At 69.3% G+C, this 18,550-nt stretch carries 19 protein-coding genes and 3 pseudogenes; 8 read left to right on the forward strand and 14 right to left on the reverse strand.

Going from position 1 to position 18,550, the window contains the following annotated elements; all coding sequences use genetic code 11:
* Positions 1 to 415 precede the first annotated feature (415 nt).
* From ACIQMV_RS33605 to ACIQMV_RS33615, 3 genes and pseudogenes are all read left to right on the forward strand, one after another.
* Complete coding sequence (locus ACIQMV_RS33605) at positions 416 to 832, forward strand: MerR family DNA-binding protein (protein WP_402596986.1); 417 nt, start codon at positions 416 to 418, stop codon at positions 830 to 832.
* Positions 829 to 1,722: a Clp protease N-terminal domain-containing protein gene (locus ACIQMV_RS33610; protein ID WP_402596987.1), complete on the forward strand. Its 894-nt coding sequence runs from the start codon at positions 829 to 831 to the stop codon at positions 1,720 to 1,722. The genes ACIQMV_RS33605 and ACIQMV_RS33610 overlap by 4 nt, the downstream gene beginning before the upstream one ends.
* Before the next feature lie 325 nt (positions 1,723 to 2,047).
* Positions 2,048 to 2,593 (forward strand): annotated as a pseudogene (locus ACIQMV_RS33615) (transposase); the annotation flags it as partial.
* Between the two features lie 5 nt (positions 2,594 to 2,598).
* Here ACIQMV_RS33615 and ACIQMV_RS33620 read toward each other — a convergent pair.
* The 5 genes from ACIQMV_RS33620 to ACIQMV_RS33640 all read right to left on the reverse strand — a co-directional run bounded on the left by ACIQMV_RS33620 (position 2,599) and on the right by ACIQMV_RS33640 (position 7,122).
* Complete coding sequence (locus ACIQMV_RS33620; protein ID WP_402596988.1) at positions 2,599 to 3,201, reverse strand: hypothetical protein; 603 nt, start codon at positions 3,199 to 3,201, stop codon at positions 2,599 to 2,601.
* The gene (locus tag ACIQMV_RS33625; protein ID WP_402596989.1) at positions 3,198 to 4,541 is read right to left on the reverse strand and encodes a DUF58 domain-containing protein; all 1,344 of its coding nucleotides are present in this window, start codon (positions 4,539 to 4,541) and stop codon (positions 3,198 to 3,200) included. Before ACIQMV_RS33625 ends, ACIQMV_RS33620 begins: the two co-directional genes overlap by 4 nt.
* The gene (locus tag ACIQMV_RS33630; protein WP_402596990.1) at positions 4,538 to 5,545 is read right to left on the reverse strand and encodes an AAA family ATPase; all 1,008 of its coding nucleotides are present in this window, start codon (positions 5,543 to 5,545) and stop codon (positions 4,538 to 4,540) included. Before ACIQMV_RS33630 ends, ACIQMV_RS33625 begins: the two co-directional genes overlap by 4 nt.
* A 63-nt stretch (positions 5,546 to 5,608) precedes the next feature.
* The gene (locus tag ACIQMV_RS33635) at positions 5,609 to 6,145 is read right to left on the reverse strand and encodes a hypothetical protein (protein ID WP_402596991.1); all 537 of its coding nucleotides are present in this window, start codon (positions 6,143 to 6,145) and stop codon (positions 5,609 to 5,611) included.
* Positions 6,142 to 7,122 (reverse strand): DUF4129 domain-containing protein, encoded by a 981-nt coding sequence (locus ACIQMV_RS33640; protein WP_402596992.1) that lies wholly within the window; start codon positions 7,120 to 7,122, stop codon positions 6,142 to 6,144. Before ACIQMV_RS33640 ends, ACIQMV_RS33635 begins: the two co-directional genes overlap by 4 nt.
* Positions 7,123 to 7,551: 429 nt before the next feature.
* Here ACIQMV_RS33640 and ACIQMV_RS33645 point away from each other — a divergent pair, with 429 nt between their 5' ends.
* The gene (locus ACIQMV_RS33645) at positions 7,552 to 9,147 is read left to right on the forward strand and encodes an ISL3 family transposase (protein WP_402596993.1); all 1,596 of its coding nucleotides are present in this window, start codon (positions 7,552 to 7,554) and stop codon (positions 9,145 to 9,147) included.
* A gap of 230 nt (positions 9,148 to 9,377) precedes the next feature.
* Entirely contained in the window at positions 9,378 to 9,608 is a 231-nt protein-coding gene (locus ACIQMV_RS33650; RefSeq protein ID WP_402596994.1) for a hypothetical protein, read from the forward strand.
* Between the two features lie 190 nt (positions 9,609 to 9,798).
* Here the strand turns inward: ACIQMV_RS33650 and ACIQMV_RS33655 are convergent, their stop codons facing one another.
* The 3 genes and pseudogenes from ACIQMV_RS33655 to ACIQMV_RS33665 form a co-directional block, all read right to left on the reverse strand.
* Positions 9,799 to 10,026 carry a hypothetical protein gene (locus ACIQMV_RS33655; RefSeq protein ID WP_402596995.1) on the reverse strand — a complete coding sequence of 76 codons (228 nt, stop codon included), beginning with the start codon at positions 10,024 to 10,026 and terminating at the stop codon, positions 9,799 to 9,801.
* 81 nt (positions 10,027 to 10,107) lie between these two features.
* Positions 10,108 to 10,248 carry a hypothetical protein gene (locus ACIQMV_RS33660; protein WP_402596996.1) on the reverse strand — a complete coding sequence of 47 codons (141 nt, stop codon included), beginning with the start codon at positions 10,246 to 10,248 and terminating at the stop codon, positions 10,108 to 10,110.
* A 243-nt stretch (positions 10,249 to 10,491) separates the two neighbouring features.
* Positions 10,492 to 10,725 (reverse strand): annotated as a pseudogene (locus tag ACIQMV_RS33665) (IS982 family transposase); the annotation flags it as partial.
* Positions 10,726 to 10,896: 171 nt separating this feature from the next.
* Here ACIQMV_RS33665 and ACIQMV_RS33670 point away from each other — a divergent pair.
* Complete coding sequence (locus tag ACIQMV_RS33670; protein WP_402596997.1) at positions 10,897 to 11,721, forward strand: poly-gamma-glutamate hydrolase family protein; 825 nt, start codon at positions 10,897 to 10,899, stop codon at positions 11,719 to 11,721.
* Between the two features lie 283 nt (positions 11,722 to 12,004).
* Positions 12,005 to 12,547 (forward strand): hypothetical protein, encoded by a 543-nt coding sequence (locus ACIQMV_RS33675; protein ID WP_402596998.1) that lies wholly within the window; start codon positions 12,005 to 12,007, stop codon positions 12,545 to 12,547.
* Here ACIQMV_RS33675 and ACIQMV_RS33680 read toward each other — a convergent pair.
* The 5 genes from ACIQMV_RS33680 to ACIQMV_RS33700 form a co-directional block, all read right to left on the reverse strand.
* The gene (locus tag ACIQMV_RS33680; RefSeq protein ID WP_402597066.1) at positions 12,540 to 13,100 is read right to left on the reverse strand and encodes a transposase; all 561 of its coding nucleotides are present in this window, start codon (positions 13,098 to 13,100) and stop codon (positions 12,540 to 12,542) included. The two genes, ACIQMV_RS33675 and ACIQMV_RS33680, sit on opposite strands and share 8 nt — an antisense overlap.
* Positions 13,097 to 13,636, reverse strand: a complete 540-nt coding sequence (locus ACIQMV_RS33685) for a winged helix-turn-helix domain-containing protein (RefSeq protein ID WP_402596999.1) — start codon at positions 13,634 to 13,636, stop codon at positions 13,097 to 13,099. Before ACIQMV_RS33685 ends, ACIQMV_RS33680 begins: the two co-directional genes overlap by 4 nt.
* A 62-nt stretch (positions 13,637 to 13,698) precedes the next feature.
* Positions 13,699 to 14,985: a hypothetical protein gene (locus ACIQMV_RS33690; protein ID WP_402597000.1), complete on the reverse strand. Its 1,287-nt coding sequence runs from the start codon at positions 14,983 to 14,985 to the stop codon at positions 13,699 to 13,701.
* 359 nt (positions 14,986 to 15,344) lie between these two features.
* Positions 15,345 to 16,775, reverse strand: coding sequence for a hypothetical protein (locus tag ACIQMV_RS33695; RefSeq protein WP_402597001.1), 1,431 nt, complete (start codon positions 16,773 to 16,775; stop codon positions 15,345 to 15,347).
* Positions 16,776 to 17,198: 423 nt separating this feature from the next.
* A complete protein-coding gene (locus tag ACIQMV_RS33700; protein WP_402597002.1) occupies positions 17,199 to 17,369 on the reverse strand; it encodes a hypothetical protein in 171 nt (56 codons plus the stop codon).
* A gap of 386 nt (positions 17,370 to 17,755) precedes the next feature.
* Between ACIQMV_RS33700 and ACIQMV_RS33705 the strand changes: the two are divergent.
* A pseudogene (locus ACIQMV_RS33705) lies at positions 17,756 to 18,037 on the forward strand (transposase); the annotation flags it as partial.
* An 11-nt stretch (positions 18,038 to 18,048) separates the two neighbouring features.
* Here ACIQMV_RS33705 and ACIQMV_RS33710 read toward each other — a convergent pair.
* A complete protein-coding gene (locus ACIQMV_RS33710) occupies positions 18,049 to 18,465 on the reverse strand; it encodes a hypothetical protein (protein ID WP_401783207.1) in 417 nt (138 codons plus the stop codon).
* Between the last annotated feature and the right edge of the window lie 85 nt (positions 18,466 to 18,550).

Consider the following 18,550-nt stretch of genomic DNA (forward strand, 5'->3'; position numbering starts at 1 on the left):
GGGAGAAGATGACGACCAGGACCCAACCACAGCAGGCCTGCAGATGCCGCTGCTGCCTGTGGTGCCCTGCCGGTTGCTCTGTCTGCTGGCGTGCCGGGCTCGCCCGGCACGGAGCGCGGAGGCCCCGCCGACGCGCAACGAGACACCGAGGCGCCCGATCCCCCGCCGCGCCAACCGCCAGCCACAGCCCGCCCCACCTCTTCTCCTTTTCTGTTCTGGGGTCGGCTGCGAGAGGCGCATAGAGGGATGCCGGGCTCGCCATCACGGCCGGGCAGGCGTGGTGAGCTGCGGATACGCCGCCCAGGCCGCGGTCGCGCGCGGACAGTTGTCGGACGGGTTATCGGCGGGGATATCGGCCTGGTTGGGGGCGGTGTTGTCGCTTCGTGACCGTGGTCGGGTCTTGATGGTCGCAGGTGTGGTCGGGGGTGTCGGCTGGGCTGGCTCGTACACGCGGCACCGGGCAGGCCCGCGCACCCCGGCCGGCTACCGCGACTACCCACCCCAGGCCGCACACCGAATCGCCTTCATCCGCGAGGCCCAGGCGGCCGGACTCACCCTTGCGGAGATCCGCTCTTTCCTGGCCGTACGCGACTCCGGCGAGGCGCCCTGCGTGCACGTTGCGGACCTGATCGCGCAGCACCTCGCGGACATCGAACGTCCCATGACCGAACTGCGCACCACCCGCACCGCACTGCGCACGCTGGCCCACCGCGCGACGGCCACCGACCCGAGCACCTGCACCGAGGCCGACATCTGCCGCATCATCACACCCGGACGACTGACAACGGGGGATTGTCACCGCAGGAGTGACAATTTACGGTTGTCAGCATGAGCCCAGAACCCACCGTGGACCAGCTCATCCAGGCGGCCCACGCTCGTGCCACCAGTGACGACCCGCTCGATGTCCTCGACGCCGTCCTGGCCCTGGCCCGTGATGTGTCTGGCCGGTCCGACGAGGCTGTCGACCAGACCGTGCGGCAGACCCGCGAGGCCGGATACTCCTGGACCGTGATCGGCGAACGTCTCGGCGTCTCCCGCCAGGCCGCCCGCCAGCGCTACGCCAACCGCGTCGCCCATGCACCCTCGACCGTCGGCCTGATCCGCGGCCGCGACCTGGAGGCCGGACTGGCCGCCGCGCTGGCCGGCGCCGAGGCCGACCATCTGGCTGAGGCGGGCACCGAGCACATGCTGCTGGGGCTGCTCACCGACGGAGTGGCCGCCGCCACCCTGGAACGGCTCGGCGTCAGCCGTGACAAGATCCGCGACGCTTGCCATCGCCTGTTCGACTACCCATCCGAACCCGCACACGAAGGCCGGACCGTGTTCTCCGCCGAGGCCCAAGCGGCTCTGGCCGGCGCCGAGCAGCTGGCCACCGAACGCACGCCGGCCCGCGCGCCGGTGGCCGTCACCACGCCACAGCTGCTCGCCGTGATCGCCACCAACCCCGGCTCACGCGCCCGCCGCGTCCTCAACGACCTCGGCGTGGATGTCGCCGATATCAAGCGGCTGCTGCACTGCTACATCAACGTCCCACGCACTCCTTTCGGCCGCCGCTCCCGGCGCGGCTGGCCCGGCAAGAAGCAGGCGGATCGCTGCTCGTTCTGCGGTCACGCCCGCAGCGAAGAGCGCCGCCTGGTCGCCGGGCCCGACGTGTGGATCTGCTCCGAGTGCGTCGAGATGTGCAGCGAGATCAACGCCCAGCCAACCGACGCAGGAGCGTGACGGCCAGCCAACCCAGCCTGACCAGGCGCTAGTTCAGAGAAGTCACCAGCCCGAACGAGATGGCACCGGACCAGATGGTTCGAGGCATAAGGGTCGTCCTTCACTACCGGCCCCGAGCACCTCCAGGCTACGAGGTGCCCGTCCCGCGGCAGCCACATCAATGGCGCCCGACAGCTCACCGTCACCGCTTATTTTCAGGGGTTCGGATGCGAGGGCGTCTTGAGCTTCCAGGCGCTGCCGCTGCAACTGTCATGCAGCGGTGGGAACCGGTGGCTGGCTTTGTTCACGAGTTGCGGATCAGGCACAAATTTCGTGAGGACGATCAATGGGTTTGGTCTCGGTGACTCACCGTCACCTCGCGAAGCCGTGGAAAGTCGATGACGAGTTGTGGGCGGTAATCGAGCCGCTGCTGCCCAAGGTCGAGCGCCGGACCCGGCACCCCGGGCGCAAGCGGCACCCGGACCGGCTGGTGTTCCAGGGCATCCTGTTCGTACTGCACACCGGGATCGCCTGGGAGCACCTGCCGCAGGAACTCGGCTTCGGCTCGGGCATGACCTGCTGGCGCCGCCTGGCCGAGTGGACCGAGGCCGGGGTATGGCCCAGGCTGCACGAGGTCCTCCTCGCGAAGCTGCGTGGCGCGAACGCCCTGGACTTCTCCCGGGCCGCCGTCGACGGCTCCCACATCCGGGCGTTAAAGGGGGTTCCAAGGCGGATCGCCCGCCGGGGCACCGAGCATGGCTCCGGACTGGGCACCCAACGCTGGGTCGTGGAGCGCGCGTTCGCCCATCTGCATTGGTTCCGCCGCTTGCGGATCCGCTGGGAGATCCGCGACGGTGTCGCCGGGATAAGCGCCAAACTCGCCAGTAGTCTCGGCGGTCAGCCGGGCGGGCTGCGATGGGTTCGCAGCGCCAGTACCAGGCAAACCGTGGTCGCGGCGATGGCGAGTGAGGCGGGCAGACGTGCCCATGAGGTGTCCGCGACCGGCGCCTGGGCGGCGAGCAGTACTACTGCGGTCGCGGCGGCGGCCGTCAGTGCGCGTGTCGCCTGCGGGCGGCCGGGCGGGGCGGTGACACCGGCTGTCCAGGCGTCGGTGACGAGCAGGTAGGCAAGCAGCAGGGCGGCGATGCAGACGACCAGCCAGACCGCGGGGCCGGTGGCCGCCGCGACCGCGATCGCCGCCGCCGGCAGTACGGTCGTCCTGCGGCGGGCCGCGACGGTCCGCCAGCGCATAGAGGTCAAGACGGGGCGCGCGTCGACCATCGGAGCGGCCCACCACGCGGCCGCCGCCGCTCCGACCACCAGCACCCTGACCGGCAGCGGTGCGTGCAGGGCGGCCGGCGGGTCGCAGGCGGCGACGGCAAGGGCCGTTCCGAGCAAGCGGTCGGTGATGCGAGAGGTGAGACGTGCGATGAGCCGGGCGGCTCTGCTGTTGGCCGGGCGCGGGCCTGGCCCGGCGAACCGGGCGGGGACGGTGGTCATCGGGTCCCCCCGTGGATGCGGGTGCGCAGCAGCGGCGCAAGGGCGAGGTCGAGGGTCTCGCCGGGACGGTGGGCGACGACCGCGATGCCACGTTCCATCAAGGCGAAGCGCATGGCGTCGCGATCAGCCCGCCACAGCCGCAGCGCGAGTTCGCCCTCGGTGTCGCCAGGTTCCAGGACCGGCTCGCCAGTGGGGATCTCGACCACGACCATCGGGTTGGCCCGTCCGCGCACCTGGTGCAGGACGTCGAAAATCCGCTGGTCGGTCAGCGGCGTGATGACGTACACCAGCGCTCCCTCGGGCAACGCGGGCGGTGGGAGCAGACTGAGGCCCGCCGTGCCGTACGCGCGGTCCTTGCGGACCTCCAGCACGCTCTCGACGATGCGGTAGAAGTACCCCTGGCCGCTGCCCGGTTGCAGCCAGCGGGTCACGCCACCGACCGACACGACACCGACCCGGTCGTGGGTGCGCAGGTAGGCGCGGACCAGCCCGGCAGCGGCCCGGAAGGTCTCGTCGAGCGAGGACGCGCCGGTGACCGGGTCGACCACGTCGGCGAGCACATCCAGCAGCACCACGGTGTCGGCGGTGCGCTCCGCGGCGAACTGGTGGACCTGCAGGGCGCCGCGGCGGGTGGTGGCCGGCCAGTGGATCCGCCGCTGCCGTTCGCCACGCACATACGGGTGCACGCCGGTGACCTCGACGCCCTCGCCGCGCTGCACGGCGGCGTGCTCGCCGAACCGCTGCGGCAGCCGGACCGGGATGGGCGTGAGGCCGGCGTGTTCGGGCACCGGGAAGACGGCGATCTCGCCGAGTTCGGCCCGCACGGTGCGGCGGGCCAGCCCGCCGCGGTCGTAGACGTCGACGTCGACCGTGCCGAGCGTCCAGCGGCCCCAGCGCTGCGCGGTCAGGACGAGATCGACGCGGTGCGGGCCGACCGCGAGGTGGTCGAGCCGGACCCCGTGACCGAGGGTGACGCCGGGGTCCAGGCGGCCGGTCTCACCGTCGTAGGCCACCGCGATCCGCACCGCCACCTGCTCGCCCTCAAAGCACCGCCGTGGCTCCACCTCGACCTCGGCCGTCACCGCGTCCGGGCGCTGCCCGCTCGGCAGGGCGAGGGCGAGCAGCACCAGGGGCGCGGCGGCGAGAGCAAGCACCCAGGGGCGCCCGGTGAGCAGCGCGGCGGCCAGCGCGACAACGGCCAACGTGCCCAGCCGCAGCGCGCGTTCACCGGTGCGCCAGCCGGGCGGGGGCGGCGGGGGTTCGGCGGCCACGTCATGGCGGCCGTCCAGGGCCCGTTGGGCGGCGGCTGCCGCTCTGCGAGTTGGCACTGGCTCCGTCATGACACGACCGGCGTGCGCGGCACGGTCTGCGGGGCGGGCACGGACTGCATGATCTCGCGGATCACGTCGTCGCCGTCGATCTGCCGGACCCACAGCTCCGGCTTGAGGGTGACGCGGTGCGCGAGGGCCGGCACCGCCACGGACTTGACGTCCTCCGGGGTCACGTAGTCCCGCAGGTCCAGGACGGCACGCGCACGGGCGAGCTGCACGAGGGCCAGGCCGCCGCGCGGAGAGGCACCGACCTGGATGTGCGGGTGGGCCCGGCTGGCGCCGACCAGCGCGACGACGTACTCCAGCAGGTCGTCGTCCACCTCGACGCGTTCGACGGCGGCCCGCATGGCCAGCACCTCGCCCGGCCCGCTGAGCGTGCGCAGCACAGCCTCGGGCGCCGCCCGATCCACACGCGCGCGCAGCATGCCGGTCTCCTGGGACGCCGTCAGATAGCCCATCCGCACCCGCAGCAGGAACCGGTCGAGCTGGGCCTCAGGCAGGGTGTACGTGCCCTCGTACTCGATGGGGTTGGCGGTGGCGACGACCACGAAGGGCTCCGGCAGCGGCCGGGTGCTTCCGTCGATGGACACCTGGGACTCGGCCATCGCCTCCAGCAGCGCGGCCTGGGTCTTGGGCGGGGTGCGGTTGATCTCGTCGGCGAGCAGCAGGTGGGTGAAGACCGGCCCCGGCCGGAAGACCATGTCGGCGGTCCGCTGGTCGTAGAACGGAGCGCCGGTGACGTCGGAGGGCAGCAGGTCGGGGGTGAACTGGATGCGGCAAAAGTCCAGGCCGAGAGTGGTGGCGAAGGAACGGGCCAGCAGCGTCTTCCCGAGCCCCGGCAGGTCCTCGATGAGGACGTGGCCGCCGGCGAGGATGCCGAGCATCACCAGCGCCAGCGGTTCCGTCTTGCCGACCACGGTCGTGCCGATCTCGTCGAGCACGGCCGCGGCCCGTTCGCCCGCCTGCCGAGGGGTCAGGATGTCTTGGTCCGGGGCGGGCTGCGGGCTGGTCACGATCGGATCCTCACGGGGCGGGGTGGGGTGTGCGGGCTGCGGGGTCGGCCGCAGCGCCACCGGTCACAGGGCTTCCAGGCGGTCGAGCAGGGAGCGCAGGACGGGCTCGGGGAGAGTGGGCTGCGGAGCGGTCGCCTCGGGATCGATCCACGGCCACAGCTCAGCACCGACCAGCGCCCGGGCCCGCTGCGGGTTCCGGTACATCGCCACGCCGTGCCGTTCGGCCAGCCGGGCGGCGAACAACCGCTGCAACTGCGGCCGCATGACGGTGCGGAGGTGCACTTCGCTGTCGTCCGCGAGGGTCCTGGCCACGATGCGCTGCCACCCGCCGAGCGCCGGAGCCCGGCTGCCCAGCAGGCGCACCGGCCTGCGGTGTCCGCTGTCCTGGGCGGCACCACCCGCGGCATAGCGCCCCAGCGCCAGCGCAACAGCGGTGATGAGGGCGAGGCCGGTCGCGGCCGCGGCGGCACCGTCGGCCAGGACGAGCAGCACTTCGGCCGCGACGGCGACGGTGCCCAGTACGGCCAGCGAGTGCCGCACCGAACCCGGCGCCGGCAGCACGGAGTTGACGAAGGCCTGGATCCGTGTGGGCGCCTTCACGAGCCACCCGCCACGGCTTCGGGCCCGGACGCCCGCGAGCGCAGACCGTCAGCGATCTCGGCGAGCGCGGCCGCGGCCCGCTCGCGATGGCCGCCGTCCATCGGGTGCGTGGAGTAACGGGCCTCGCGGAACAGGGCGCTGAGCTCGGCGGCGGCCGCCCCCGCGGGCAGGCCGCCGGCGACGGCCCGCTCCAGCAGGTCCTTCGGGCTGTCCGAAGCGCGCCGGGCCACGCCGGAGTCGGCGAGCGACTCCTCCATGGCGGCATAGCCGGCGATGACGGCTGCGCGGGCGTCGGTTCCGTCCAGCAGGGCGCGGCGCCCGGAGTCCACGGCCTGGGCCAGGCGTTCCTGCTCGTCGTCGAGCGTCGCGTACGTCGCCGGGGCCTCGGGCGCCGGCGGCCGGGTCAGATACCGCCACAGGTGCAGCCCGGCGATCACGACGACCACGACGGGCAGGGCGATGCCGAGACCGAGCAGGATGCGCGTCAGCCCGAAGTGCATGCTGTGGCCAGAGTGCCCGGCATGTGGTGCGGGTGGCGGGGTGGGCACCGGGTCTTGCCGCGAGCTGGGAAGCGGTAACGACTCGTGGCCGCCCCCGTGGCTGCTGCCGGACGAACCGAACCGGTGCAGGACCAGGACGAGCAGCGGGACAACCAGCGACGCGGCCAGCAGGACGCGGCTCACGCCGTCAACCATCCGCTGTTCCACCGGGTTGAGTTCCCGGGCGGCGCCGACCTGCTCCAGGTACTTCCCGCGCAGCGCCAAGCCGCCGAGGAGTGACAGCAGGGCGAGGCCGACCACGAGGACCGAGTTGCCGCCGAGCGGCCCGCGGCCCTTGGCGAACAAGCCCGTGTCGGGGTGCAGCAGCAGTGCTCCCAGGGCCGCTCCGCCCACCACCAGCACCGTCAGCGCGGCCTGTGCGGCCCCGATCGTGCCGTGCCGCCGTCGCCCGCCCGCCGTACGCGCCCGCCCCACCACCACACCCCTCCCTTGTGATCGGCAGCTTCGCACACCGGTCGACGGCGTGTCAGCAGGGGGCCACCGGTGGGGCGGCCGGGGCGGGACCCCCAGCGGGTGATCGATTCCCGCCTGCTGGTCCTGCTGTGCGTCTCGCCACCTGCGGCGCTCATCTACTGGCTTATCTGCCAACGTGCGGCACAACGAAGGGACTCACGGCCCCAGGCCGTGGAAGGCGTCGATGAACACGGAGACCCGAGTTAGCCCCGTGATCAATCTTGCCGATGGCTCTTCCCGAGCCCTCCCAATGTCGAGTGACATCAATTCTCAGGCTCTGGTCCACTTCGTGTGGTCGCGTACGCAGGGTGACTGTTGATCTTCGTGTGATGGCGGTTGGGTTCGCCCGAAAATCGCCCGGCCGGATGGTGGTGCGGCCGAGAGTCCTTCGCTGTGAACGAAGTGCTGCCGCAGCTGGATGAGCTGCTGTTCTCCTCGGTCGAGGGCGTGTTGGTGGAGTCGGTCGAGGTGACCGACACGGTCGTCCGAGTCGAGGCTCGTACGACCGCACGACGGGCGGCCTGTCCAGAGTGTGGATGCTGGTCGGGGCGAATACATGGCTCCTACCTGCGGTTTCCTCGTGATCTGCCGGCGGCGGGCAAGTTCGTCGTGGTGTCGTTACGGGTACGGCGGTTCGTCTGCGCGAAGGACTTCTGCCCACGAAAGACCTTCGCCGGGCAAGTCCCCGGGCTCACTCGCCGGTTCGGACGCCGTACTGAACGGCTGCGATCAACGCTGGGGTCGGTCGGTCTCGCGCTCGCAGGCCGGGCCGGCGCCCTCATGACGGATGCCTTCGAGGTCCCGGTCAGCAGGAACACTCTGTTGAGGCTGATCGCTTCGCTTCCGGACCCCGCCACCACCACACCCCGCGTGGTCGGCGTGGACGAATACGCCCAGCGCAAGGGTCGTTTCTACGGAACCGTGCTCGTCGACGTCGAAACACGTCGTCCGATCGACCTCCTTCCCGACCGGGAGGCAGACACGCTCGCGGCCTGGCTCGCCAAGCGGCCCGGAATCGAGATCATCTGCCGTGACCGGGCCCCCTTCTTCGCCGAAGGAGCCACCCGCGGCGCCCCGCAGGCCCTCCAGGTCGCTGACCGATGGCACCTCTGGCACAACCTGGGAGAAGCCGCCGAGAAGTGCGTCTACCGGCACCGCAGCTGCTTGCGCCCCATGCCGGCACGGCCGGAGGAACCTCAGGAGAAGGCGGAGCCGACCGCGTTGTCGCCCTGGCCGACAGGGCACCGGTTCGCCGAACGCACCCGCGCCAAACACGCAACCATCCACGCTCTCCTCGCCGCCGGTCACAGCAAGCGATCCATCGCCCGACAGCTCGGCATGACCCTCAACACGATCTTGCGCTTCTCCCGCGCCACCACTCCGGAGGAGATGTTCACCGGCCAGTGGCAAAGCCGTGTGACCAGGCTCGATGACTACAAGCCCTACCTCGACCAGCACTGGCAGGAAGGCTGCACCAACGCCTGGAAACTGTGGGAGGAGATCAAGGAACAGGGCTATCCCCGGGGCTACGCCAGCGTCCGTGACTACGTCAGCAGGACTCTTCGCGGCAAGCCCCAACCGGTCGGCCCCCGGCCACCATCAGCCCGAGCCGTTACACGCTGGATCCTCACCCACCCCGACGCCCTGCCCGAAGGCGACCAGATCCAGCTCAAATCCGCCTTGGCCAACTGCCCCGAACTGACAGCGCTCGCCGAGCACGTGCGCTCCTTCGCCCACATGCTCACCCACCTGCAAGGCGACCGACTCCCCGCATGGATCGAAGCGGCCAGCGCCACCACTGAACTGCCCAGCCTCCGCCACTTCGCTCAGCACCTCTTGTGCGACCTCGACGCCGTCACCGCTGGCCTCACCCTTCACTGGAACTCCGGCGTCGTGGAGGGCCATGTCAACAGGATCAAGATGCTCAAGCGCCAGATGTTCGGCCGCGCAGGATTCGAACTCCTCCGCAAGCGGGTCCTATTGGCGTGACCGAGCGTTACCGGACCACACGAAGTGGACCAGAGCCGCTACCGCTCGATAAAGTCAACACCCAGCCAGCGATCCGGATCATCTCCTGCGGGTAAAGCTTCGCCAGCGTCGGCAGAGGCCTCAGCCATGATCCCAGAGCGAATGCCTCCCCCAACAAGTGACCGGCCCGCGGCAGACCACACGCCTCTGCCACCTCGGTCAGCGCCCGCGCCTGCTGGTGCGAGTTGGTGATGGCCCGGGCGAGCTGCTCCGCCCGCTCGTGGTCGCCGGCGCTGGCCACAACCCCAACCACCCCGGCCAGCGCCCACGCCTGCCGGCTCAACCTCAAGGGCGTCGGCGGCGGCGACCTCCCCGACCCGAGCACCCAGGTCGGCGAGCGTCAGTACACCTACGTCACCGCAGCCCGCGCCGCCGGCCTGTTCGAGGCGGGCGCCTTCGCCAAGTACCAGCACACCAAGTAGGGCGAGGCAAGCCACCGAGCGGCCTGTTGGCAGGCGCCTCTCAACTGGCGGGCGCCTCTCAACAGGCCGTCTTTGCATCAGCTCGACTGGGCCGCCGGAATGCGTGGGAATGGGGTCCGATCGGGGCTAACAAACGGCATACTGCGACGGTCACACCCCGTCAGCCCCCAACGACATCACGCTTCCAAAGTCAGTAGTGGCCCAGGCGGCAGGTGTTCCAGCCGCGACCGTCGCGTATCAGCGCGCCGGACCGTTCCAAGTTGGCCAGGTGGTACGCGACCGAGGCCGTGCTGCGCATCCCGACGGCGTGGGCGAGCTGCCGCACCGACGGTCCCTCACCCTCGTCTTCGATCCACCGGCGAATGCAGCGCAGGATCTCCTCCTCCCGCTCGGTCAGGTGCTCCGGGCGCCGGTTCACCGCTGCTCCTGCATGGCGCGGGCCTGGTGGCGCAGCTCGGCCCGCGCGGCCGGCATGCGGCCCGGCCCACTCCGGGTGCCATCACAGCCGAACGGACAGCCACTGCAGCCGGCGGCGCAGCACAGTGGTCCGGGCCGGGTCCGGCGCAGCCAGGGCCTCGTAGGTGCGGTGCCAGTCCGTTTGGAGCTGCATCAGGTCTGGGGGGAAGGTCGCGTGCTCCATGCCCGCTATTAGACCGTGTGTTCGATTTTTGGGCCAAGTCTGGACGGGCAGCTTCATCCCTCCTGATGACCCTCCATCTTCGCCTCGTGCACATGCGCCGGCTCGCGCGACGCCCAGCGGCGCGGCTGCTCCGGTCCGGGGCACGGGGCCGGTACCGGTCGAGTCCCCAGTGGCCGACGATTCATGAGCCAGCATCACGCGCGGCCCGTGCCCGTTCGCCCTAGACGAGTCATTCCGATGTGATTAGTGGTCGTAGGCGATCAGGGATCGCATGACCGGCTGTCCGGTCTTGTGGTTGTGCCAGATCGCCGCGGCCAGCGCGAGGACGCGCTGGGCGACGCGGACGGCGACGGCCTCGAAGGTCCGGCCGCCGTGCTGTTCCAGGTCGAGCTGGCCCTTGAGGGTGTCGTTCACCGACTCGATCAGCTGTCGCACCGACTTCAGCAGGGACTCGCCCTTGCGGCGTTTCTCCCGCTTGAGGCCGAGGCCCCCCACTCCAGGAGTGGATCGCGCGCGGGCACTGATCCCAACCCGCACCCCGGGGGCGCCGTCACCCGACCGGGACGGTGCCCCCCGTCGCGTTCTCGTCATCGAGTGGCCCGGAAACCCGCTGGTAGGCGGCGTGTCGCCACTGCCAGGATAGGGATCATGACAACGTCTCGGAGAACTGTTCTGACGGCCCTCGCTGCGGCTCCCGCACTGGTCGGCGCCGGCAGCAGCTTGGCGCAGGCCGCGAGCACCGGTGACACCTATCCGTCGAACACCGCGATGTACGCGGACAGCAGCCTGGTCGAGGGCACCGACTACGGCCGCCGGTACCGGCGCCACGCCATGGAGGACAACAGCCTCACCGACCGCTACGACTTCGGCAGGACGACGGTCATAGCACCGCACGGCGGCGGAATAGAGACTGGCACCTCGGAGCTGTGCCTGGCCATCGCCGGCTACCATCCGGCGGACCTGTCCGTCACCCCTGGGGGAGGGCCGGTCCACGACTACTGGATGTTCGAAGCGCTGCGCTCGTCCGACAACGGGGTCATGCACGTCACCTCGATCCACTGCGACGACACCGTCGCACGCTCGCTCTGCGCGGGCAGCCTCAATGTGCTGTCGCTGCACGGCTGCACGCCCAGCCAGGCCGGTCTGGAGGCCGGAGCGCGGGCGGTGCTGGTGGGCGGCCTCAACACCACTCTGAAGCAGTACCTGCTCGGTGCCTTCAAAACCGCCGGGATCCGGGCCGTCGACGCGGTCGGCGAGGAGGAGCTGGCCGGCGTCTCACCGCAGAACATCGTCAACCGCACCCTGCTGGGCATGGGCGCGCAGTTGGAGATCACCACCGATCTGCGCGCTGCGATGTTCGGGGTCAACACGCGGGCGGGCCGCAAGACCAGCACCACCCAGGTCTTCTGGGATTTCGTTGCCGCCGTCCGTACCGCAATCCAGCGGATGGAGGCCGAACAGCGCATCGCCTGACACAACGCCTGCCGAGCTCGACCCGTGACGCCCCGGTCTGAGAGGCAGTGCGGTTGGCTGTGCCGCTTTCCATGGGAGCCCGAACATGCGTCACGCCGGAGGGCCGGAACTCCCCCGGACAACACATCGAACAGGACTCCGACCAGCGCCGAGCTCTACTGAGCTTGTTGGCGTGATGTCGTTGGGGTCTGACGAATCGTGTTCCCTGCGGTATGCCGTCTGCTGAGGTGCGCACAGGGTGTACAGCAACGGCCTGACCGGACTTTGTGACACGCTGTGAAGCATGGGGTGGACTTTCAAGCTGCACGGTGGTGTTGCAGCCGGGCTGGGCGCCACGCTCTTGGTGCTGGCCACGCTCACGTGGCTGCCTGGGGCCCTGCCGCTCACAGACGCGAGATGGTTGACGGCCGCGACTTTCGCGTCACTCTTCTTGACCTTTGCATCTGCCCTGGTGCGACTGATCCTGACGGGCGCGGACAAACACGCGATATGGCTGGCCTTCCGGTGCCTGCCCGGCAAGGTGCAGATGACACTCGGAGCGTTGGCCCTGTGGGGAGTGGCGCTGTCGGTCTTCAGCACGGCAACGGAAGGGAACCTGCAGTCAGCCGAGGTAAGGGATGGCCGTTATGTCGCCTTCGACACGACGCCCCATGCGCGCGGCATGGTCGAGATCTCCCAGAGCCGCTACCAAGATGTCCTGGAGAGCGATCAGCGCACCATGCTCGCCATCCCAGGCGTGCTCTTCCTCGGCGCTGCCTATGCTGTTCTGGCAGCCGGAGAACTACGCCGAGCAGATGGCGCTGTTGTCCCGTCCGACGTCACGTAAGGGCTTCTCCGCACTTTAGGCGTGGTGTCGTCGGGGTGAGTCCGGTGCCGGTAAGGCATCCGTCGATGAGGTCGGGCTGGTACTGGACTTGGCGCAGTCCCCGCCGGAGGGCGCGCATCAGGTGGGCGGGGTCGGTGAAGGCGGTGTTGGCTTGGCAGCGCCTGCGGAGCAGGGACCAGATGCCCTCGACCGGGTTGAGGTGTGGCGCGTATGGAGGCAGGTAGTGGACGGTGATCCAGTCCTGGGCGTCGATGAACGCGCGTAAGCGGCGGTCACGGTGGACATTGAGGTTGTCCCAGACCAGGACGATCGGCTTGCCGAGCTGCTGGTGGGCTCTGATGAGTAGGTTGCGGTAGTCGGTCCACGCGAAGCTGCGTCGCCCGCCCGCCTTGTGGTCCGGGTGGACCATGGGCCGGTAGATGAGCCGCGAGCGCTCGCCGGGTTTGTAGCAGGCCAGGGCCGCGATCGAGATCTGGCGCTGGGAGCGTCCCCTCACCGTGATGACCGGGGTGTCGCCACGAGGGGACCAGGTGCGGGCGGTGGGCGGCGTCATCGAGAAGCCGGCCTCGTCCTCGAAGACGAGGTAGGCGTCGAGCGCCGCCGCGGTGCTTCCACGTGCGGGAAGGTCTCCTTCACCCACCCGGCCACGGCCGCATTGTCCCGCTCGACCGCTCGCCGGGCCGGGACCTGCTGACTCCAGCCGTGGCGACGCAGCATCTGGGAGATACCCGAGAGAGTGAACGACTTGTGGAACCGCCGCCCGATCAAGGTCTTGATCCGGGCCAGCGTCCAGGTCTGGTCCGGCCAGCCGTGCGCGACCGGTCCCTTGGCCAACTCCTGCTCCAGTACCGCAAACAGCTTCTCGCTCAGCCTGGGCAACGACACCGGCCCCACCGACCGAAGACCGTCCGGGCCGACGTCCTGCCAGGCCCGGCGCCACCGCTGAACCGAACGCACGCTCACCCGTAAATCCTTGGCGACCTCCGCGCTGGAGGCACCGGCGCCGAACCGTTCGGCGGCCTCCATCCGGATCCGCTCACGAAACGCCTGCCGTTCAGGCGTCAGCCCACCACCCTGCGGATACCTCATACAAACGGCATACCGCGACGATCACACCCCCGTCAGCCCTCAACGACATCACGCTTCCAAAGTCAGTAGTTGGCCTCCCCCAGGTAGCTCAGGGCTTGGCGGAAGTCGTCGAGGGCGGGCCCGAATTCGTGGGCGGCGGCGTGGAAGGTCGATCGGTCGATCAGGATCCTGGCCAGTGTTCGCGTTCCGTCTGTCGGATCGTGCTGAGACAGCCGACGGGCCAGACCCACTCCGTTGTCGAACAGGGAGCGCACTCGCTCCGCGAACAGATGGGTGCGGTTCTCCCAGTAAACGGCGGAGCGGACGGTGAGGACCCGATGCAGCCGGACCAGTTCAGCCAGATGCTGGTCCGGATCCTCGGTGGCTCGCGGAGCGAGCGTGTCCACCTGCTCACGGAGGGCATGACGGCTGTCGAAGTAGCGCCGCTTGGCATCGGGCGACCACTGCATGGGCGCCGCCCCTAAAGGGGGACGCGGCTCATCGGACGCAGGCCGATCGCTCTCGGCGCCGGAGAAGGACAGCAGCGCCGCCCAAAGCGACGCCTGATAGCCACTCCAGGATTTCCGCTCACCGGTATCGGCCAATTCCGTCAGCAAGGCGAGTGCCTCTTGCCGGACGAGTGCCGCCTGCCCTCCTCGGCCGTGGGTATCGAGCATCTGCGCATACCCGATGAGCGAGTAGAGATGACAGGCCATCGGGCCGCGGTCATTCGCGGCTTCGGCCGCTTCCATGCTGACGAGTGTCTCGAACGCGGCGAGTGCTTCGCCGGACCGGCCAGCGTCATGGAGAGCGGCGATCCACTCCAGGAGTGACCAGGCGAGACCCCCGCTGCCGGACCCGTCGGGCAGGATCGCTGCGACCAACTCGGTCATGGCATCGGCAGCCTCGGCATACCGGCCTTCCTCGGAAAGACCGGCAGCCCATACATGCAGCCCTTTGACCACGGAGCCTCCGGACAGTTCGGCCTGCGCACGCCCAATGGCAAGCATCTCGGCACGCATGGCCAGCCCTTCGGCGCGTCGACCCAGGTCGTACAGCTCTCTCTGGCACGTGTCGAGAGCCTCGTACAGAACATCCGCACGGGCAGGTTCGGCCGGATCGATGGACCGAGCCACGGCCACCGCCTCCTCGCACAGCGCGAGGCAGGCCGCATGCTTCTTGCCGGAGCTGGTGTCGTAACTCAGACGTTGCAGCGCCCTGGCCAAGAGCGGCAGGTACGAGGCGGGGCTGACCTGGGCGAGCACCCGGTACGCGTCGACTTCCTCGTGCGCCGTGCGGTGTCCCGACGCGAGCAGCACATTCCGCGCCCGCACGATGTCGTCCTGATCGACTCTCCCCGAGTGATTCATAACGGAGATTCTGAGTGCCCCAGAGAGGGCCGAACAAGGCTCGTCACCTGTGCCGTTCCTCCTACGAAAACGCGCTCTGACCTGTCATGATGGGTGTGACATCACTTTCCCGGGGCGTACTGGCAACTGCGGCTATTCAGACTTGCGAAGTTCCCGACGTGCGATGTCCGCTGCATAGCCGAGCCTTGCGTTGCCGGCGTCGTGGGACCAGGCCACCGCGCAGGTGATAGAGATGCCCAGTACGTCGCTCAAGACAGACGCCGGGATCTGAGCTGCAAGACGCTACGTCGCCACCGCCTACCCCGAGCGCACCGCGAAGCTACCCAGGTAGCGGGCCAACCCTCTGTTGGCGGGGAGCGTCATTCCAGGTGCGCGGTATTCGGGGCGGTCCATGAGTCGTCGCACCCGTAGCCGACGTCGGACGGAGCAGCCTCCTGCCACTCCGTTCGGTCCGTCCAGAAGCGTCGTTTCTCCTTCCGTTGGGCGGCCACGTCGGGGATGACGGCAATGGCCTCGGTGAAGCGGCCATGCCGGATCAGCAGTTCGGCCAGGTCGGTTGCGGCCCGCTTGCCAGGAAGCGCGCGCAGGCGGGCGATGGCCTCCTCGAGGCGGCCGTCCTGGGCGAGCAGCCAGGCGATGGTCAGCTCGCGGTCGTCGACCTCGCTGGCCGGCAGCGCCTCGATCTCCGCGATCGCTTCCTGGGCGCGTCCCGACTCTCCCATGAGCCACCACCGGTTGGACCGGAGCCAGAACGCCTCGTTCTCGGCGAGGAAGTCGGGGCTGCGTCCTTCCGTGAGGCCAAGGGCCTTGTCGTGCTGGCCCTGGTCGGCGAGGAGGATCATGGTTGCCTGGAGAAGGTTTTCGTCGTAGAGGTCGTCGAACGTGTGCTCCACCGACTCGATGGCTTCATCGAACCGACCCTGGCGGATGAGCAGCCCCATCAGCGCGCTCTCGTGCCGGCCCGGATGCTTGGCGGCGATGAGGTCGCGCAGGTACGCCTCCGCTTCTCCGGCTCGACCCAGGTTCTCCAGGGCCGTCACGTACGGGCGTACGGCGGCGTACCTACGGGTGTCGGCAAGGTCGCGAAGTTCCTCGATCCGACCGTGTCGGGCCAGCAACTCGGCATAGAACTCAACGTTGTTCTGCGGCCCGTACCGGCGTGCGGCCACGTCCGTGCCGAGCAACCGGATTGCCTCGTCCGCGTGGCCGGACCGCTCCAGGACCCGGGCCTGTGCGGGCAGGACGTCCCACAGGTCACGAATGCCGTACTCCTCCGAGTTACGCCGGAACTCCTCGGCGATCGGGGCGAGCAGCTCCAACACCCGCTCGTCGCACCCCTGGCCCTCGGTCATCTCCACCAGGGCGCCCAGCACCCGCCCGCCGCGCAGGTACGGGCCGAGAACGCCGATCGCGTCCTCCACCCGCCCGGCCCGGACCAGCGCCTCAGCGTAGTCCCGCCACGCGTCGACCGCGTTCTCCTGCTGCTCCTTGGGGTGCGCCAGATCCAGCGCCTGGTCGACGCGGCCCCACCGCAACAGGACGTCGGCGCCCGCCCGCACCGCCGGCTGCCAACCGGTAGCCGCGAACGGCTCCACCACCTTCCAGGCCCGCCCGAACTCCCCCGCCGCGCACAGACCCTGCACCGCACCCGCAGCGCAGAACCAGTCCTCACGCTCCCGCGCCGCCTCCACCAGGGCCTCCAAGCCGCCGCGTTCGAGGATCTCGTCCACGATGCGCGGCAGGACACCGCCGAGGTTGCTCAACTGCCACTGAAGATCATCCACATTCACGGGGACACCCTAGGGTCAGCCACCGACACCACCTGCGACCCGGCCCGCCGAGCTTTCCTGGCGGGCCAAGCAGTTGTTGCTGCACGCTGGTGTCGAACACGTCAGTGAGCGCGTTCTTCTCGCTCACCGTGGCGCTGAGGCCGTAGATGTTCTTGATGTGGGTCCAGGCACGGCTGTACGTGCACCAGTAGGCGACCGACGGCGAGCGCCCGGCGTCCGGGCCTTGTCGCCCTTGGCCCGGTTCGAGGCCGCGGAGACCGCGATCAGCTGGCTTTGCTCCAGGTCGTTGACGAAGGCGCGGCGCTTGTCGGTCGTTGGTCCAGGTGTCGGCGCTTTGCTGGACACCTGCAGGAGCGCGGGATCCAGCCGGCGATGGGCTCGTCTCAGGGACCCGGCTTCCACAGCGTTGCTTTGCAGGCGGACTCAGCCGGGTGAACCTTCGCTCCACTCGCTGTCGAACTCGCGAGCGGAGGTGAGGCTCTCGATGAAGGAGTGAAAGTCCGGGGCGAGGGCCAGTTCCGAGTTGTCGTCCGTATCGAACCAGGCGACGGACGGCTCCCCATGCAGCCGGGCGTCGGAGTCGACCACCGCCACTCGTGGTGGTCCTCGGCCCAGTCGATTCCGCAGGTTGCGTTCACCACCCGCTCCTTTTGAAGCGTCGCTGTCCATCGGTATCAAGCCGTGGCGGGGCCACTCGGCGACCTAATAGAAGCGCTCGCGGGCGCACCACCCCATCAGCCGTCCGTGACCCCAGCCCTGCCCAGGGGCCTCGCTCTCGTGAAGAACTCGACGGCTCCGGCTGATCGGGAGGTAGCCCTGGGAATGGCTCGAATCACGGCACAGTACGGCGACTTGGTGCGATGCGGCAGGGGCCGGACAGCGTCCCTCTTGTCGAAGCACTCCAGGCACTGCATACATCCCAGACGTCTTGACCGGCCCCTGCCTGGGCGGACCCAGCGGCCAACCCACATGCCTATTAGGCCTACTCCTCTCGTGCGATCCGAGACCACCTGCGCAAGCGCGGTATCCGGGCTGTGATCCCCATCCCGGCGGACCAGCGGGGCCACCGGCTGCGACGAGGCAGCCGGGGCGGTAGACCGCCGGCCTTCGATCGCGAGATCTACCAGCAGCGCAACACTGTCGAACGGTGCATCAACCGCCTGAAGCAGTGACGAGGCATCGCGACCCGCTACGAGAAGACCGCGACCACCTACCTGGCCGGACTCCACATCGCAGGCATCTTCCTATGGTCCACCCGGTGATCCAATGGGGACTACGATTTGGCGATCTCTTGCCGGAGCTGCTGCGTGAAGCGACGCAGGAGGTCCAGCGTCTGTTGGTACTCGGCCCGGCGGTCGTCCCTGCCGTCGGTGGGCCGGGTGCTCCAGACCCGACGCGCGAGAGCATCGGCGAGATCGATGGTGTCGCTGGCGCAGAGCAGGTACAGGGCTGAGCGTGCCTCCTGCATCCGGTTCGCCAGCTCGTTGGCTCCGGGACCGTCGTCACTCAGCTGTGTTTCCTTCAGGTAATCGAGTAGCTGACCTACGGCCGTGTTGAAGCCGATCCCGGCTTTGAGTTTCTGTTCGCGGAGCCACATGCGGTCCTGTCGGCGCGCGGTGAACCACGAACCGAACACCACCCCTATGAGGCCGACAGCGGCCCCGATGACCACGGACAGGATATTCTCCACAGTCAGCTCCCCCCGACGTACAGCCACGCCAGGCTACAGAGGCCGCCAGGGGGCCGCACTCGATGAGGGCTGCTCACATGCCAAG

This window comes from Streptomyces sp. NPDC091412 (genome assembly GCF_044756885.1).
Taxonomy (GTDB): domain Bacteria; phylum Actinomycetota; class Actinomycetes; order Streptomycetales; family Streptomycetaceae; genus Streptomyces.